The sequence below is a fragment of the Actinocorallia lasiicapitis genome, assembly GCF_054778695.1.
The window spans coordinates 1-3,113 of the sequence record NZ_BAAGZI010000540.1; the positions used below are offsets into that span (position 1 = coordinate 1).

General features: G+C 72.5%; 4 protein-coding genes. 3 read left to right on the forward strand and 1 reads right to left on the reverse strand.

What is annotated here, in order from left to right; all coding sequences use genetic code 11:
• The coding region (locus tag ACYVE7_RS31785; protein ID WP_460369982.1) for a LysR family transcriptional regulator at positions 1-270 on the reverse strand (270 nt) is incomplete at its 3' end.
• 80 nt (positions 271-350) lie between these two features.
• Here ACYVE7_RS31785 and ACYVE7_RS31790 point away from each other — a divergent pair.
• The 3 genes from ACYVE7_RS31790 to ACYVE7_RS31800 form a co-directional block, all read left to right on the forward strand.
• Entirely contained in the window at positions 351-1,259 is a 909-nt protein-coding gene (locus ACYVE7_RS31790; protein WP_460369983.1) for a DMT family transporter, read from the forward strand.
• On the forward strand, positions 1,256-2,308 hold the full coding sequence (locus ACYVE7_RS31795) for an AI-2E family transporter (RefSeq protein ID WP_460369985.1): 1,053 nt from the start codon (positions 1,256-1,258) through the stop codon (positions 2,306-2,308). The genes ACYVE7_RS31790 and ACYVE7_RS31795 overlap by 4 nt, the downstream gene beginning before the upstream one ends.
• 63 nt (positions 2,309-2,371) lie before the next feature.
• Positions 2,372-3,113: ATP-binding cassette domain-containing protein (locus ACYVE7_RS31800; RefSeq protein ID WP_460369987.1), on the forward strand; the 742-nt coding region annotated here is incomplete at its 3' end.

The following is a 3,113-nucleotide window of genomic DNA, read 5'->3' on the forward strand; positions in this document are numbered from 1 at the left end:
GTCGGGCTGGTCGACGAACGCGTCGATGGTGTGCCGGGCGCGGGCCAGCGCGGTCTCCACCTCGATCGCGGCCCCGGCCAGCACCCGGCCCGCCTCGGTCAGCACGAGGCGGCGGCCCGACCGCTCGGTGAGCGGCACCGGGATCGACCGCTGGAGCAGCCGGAGCTGCTGGGAGATGGCCGACGGGGTCACCAGCAGGGCGTCCGCGACGGCCGTGACGCTGCCGAGATCGCCGAGCTCGCGCAGGATCCTGAGCTGTCGTTCGTCCATCCGGACAGTTTAGGGATACTGAAACGTCGTTTCAGAGACTCGTACTGGGCTTCAGGGTCGGGGTCGGGCACGGTGGCGGGGTGTCCGAAACGCACCGTACCGATGCCGTCCTGCTGCTCGTCGCGATCGTCTGGGGTTCCAGCTATCTGGTCGCCAAGAACGCGACCGTCGCGCTGCCGATCATGGCGGTGCTGTTCGCCCGTTACGCGCTGTCCGCGCTGGCCTGCCTGGGGCTGGGCGGCGGGCGTGGCGCGACCGGCGAGGAGCTGCGGCTGGGCGGGGTGCTGGGGGTGACGCAGGCGTCGATCCTGGTGCTGGAGACCTACGGGGTCGCGCACACCAGCGCCGCCAACGCGGGGCTGCTGATCAGCCTGACCATCATGCTGACCCCGCTGCTGGACCGGGCGAACGGCGCGCTGCCGCCCCGGTTCTACGCGGCGGCGGGCGTCTGCGTGGTCGCGGTCGGGCTGCTGGTGTCGGGGAGCGGGCTGCACGCGCCGCGCTCGGGCGATCTGCTGATCCTCGCGGCGGCCGTGGTGCGGGCCGGGCATGTGGCGCTGGTCGGACGGCTCACCACGGGACGGGCGGTGCGGCCGCTCCGGCTCACGACCGTCCAGACCGTGGTCGGCACGCTGCTGTTCGCGGTGCCGGTGCTGTGGAGCGTCCCCGAACTGGCCGGGGCGGGCGCGGTGACCTGGGCGCAGCTCGCCTACCTCGCCCTGTTCTGCAGCGTCTTCGCGTTCCTCGCCCAGACCTGGGCGGTCCAGCGGACGTCGGCGAGCCGGGCCAGCCTGCTGCTGGGCACCGAACCCGTCTGGGCGGTGGTGATCGGGATCGGGCTGGGCGGTGAGCGGCTGAGCCCGCTGACCGCGCTCGGCGCCGCGCTGATGGTCGCGGGCACCTCCTGGGGGCAGTCCGTGGAGCGCGCGCACAGAGCGGAGCGGTCACGGCGAGTAACCGGGAAGCGGCGGGGCATGTTGATCATGTGACGGGTGAGAGTGCGCTGCGCATGTCCGTACTGCGGACCGGCCGACGGCTGATGGTCGTGGCCCTGGCCGCGATCGCGCTGTGGCTGGTCTACGTGACGCGCACCGTGCTGATCCCGATGGTGCTGGCCCTGTTCCTGGCCGCCGTGATGATCCCGCCGCGCCGCTGGCTGTGCGCGAAGGGCCTCGGCCGCGGCCTGGCGACGGCCGTGGTCTGCCTGTGCGGGCTGCTGCTGGTGGCCGGGGTGTTCCTGCTGCTGGCCAGGCCGACCATCGGCAGTCTCGGCCAGCTCGGCACCAGCCTGGACGGGCTCAAGGACAAGCTCCAGCATGTGGCGTCGTCGTTCGGGGTCGACGAGCACCGGCTCCCCGAGCTGATCGAGCAGGGCAGGACCTGGGTCTCCCACCAGTCCGGGAAGATCGCCAGCGGGGCGATGGTCGGGGTGCGGACCACCAGCGAGATCGTCGTCGGCGCGGTGCTGGCCGTGGTGCTCGCCATCTACATGACGCACGGCGGGCGGCAGCTCCTCGACTGGGTGGCCGCGCTGCTCCCCGCGGGCGGACGCGACCAGCTCGTCTCGGGCGTCAAACTCTCGTTCGACGTCGTCGGCCGGTACATCCGCGGCATCGCGGTCGTCGGTTTCGTGGACGGGTTCTTCATCGGGCTCGCACTGTGGCTGCTCCAGGTGCCGATGGCGCTGCCGCTGGCGGCGCTGACCTGGGTCGGCGCTTTCCTGCCGATCATCGGCGCGTTCACCGCGGGGCTGCTGGCGGCGCTGGTCGCGCTGGTCACCAAGGGCTGGGTGGTCGCGCTGATCGTCGTGGGGGTCACGATCGCGGTCCAGCAGCTCGAAGGCCATATCCTCGCGCCGCAGATCTACGGCCGTGCCCTGGAGCTGCCCGGCGCCGTCATCCTGGTCGCGATCGCCCTCGGCAGCACCCTCGCCGGGATCGTCGGCGCTTTCCTCGCCGCCCCGGTCGCCTCAGTGATCGTCGCCCTGATCCGCCACCGCGAGCCCGACGGCAAGCACCCGGCGAAGGACACGACCTAGCACCCGCCAGATCCGGTCTAGCGCCCTTCCGATGAGAGAAGACGATCGGATGAGGAGGCGCGGATGAGCGGATTCGCCATCGAGACCGCCGGGCTGGTGAAGAGGTTCGGCGCCGACCGGGCGCTGGACGGCCTGGATCTGACGGTGCCCGCGGGCAGCGTGTACGGGGTGCTGGGCCCGAACGGGGCGGGGAAGACCACCGCGGTGCGGGTGCTGGCCACCCTGCTGCGCGCCGACGGCGGCACCGCGCGGGTGTTCGGCCACGACGTGCGGGCCGAGGCCGATGCGGTACGGGCCAGGGTCAGCCTGACCGGCCAGTACGCGTCCGTCGACGAGGACCTGACCGGGGCCGAGAACCTGATCCTGCTGGCCCGGCTGACCGGGCACGGCAAACCGGCCGCGCGGGAACGGGCGGAACGGCTGCTGGACGCGTTCGGGCTCGGCGACGCCGCCGGACGTCAGGTGAAGAACTACTCGGGCGGGATGCGCCGGCGGATCGACATCGCCGCGAGCATCCTCAACACGCCCGACCTGCTGTTCCTCGACGAACCGACGACCGGTCTCGACCCGCGCAGCCGCGCCCAGGTCTGGGACATCGTGCGGATCGTCGTCGCGCACGGCACGACCGTGCTGCTGACCACCCAGTATCTGGAGGAGGCCGACCGGCTGGCCGAGCGGATCGCGGTGATCGACCACGGCCGTGTCATCGCCGAGGGCACGCCCGGCGAGCTGAAGTCGTCGGTCGGGGCGGGCACCGTCCGGCTGCGGCTGCGCGACACCGCGCGGCGCGGCGAGGCCGCCGAGC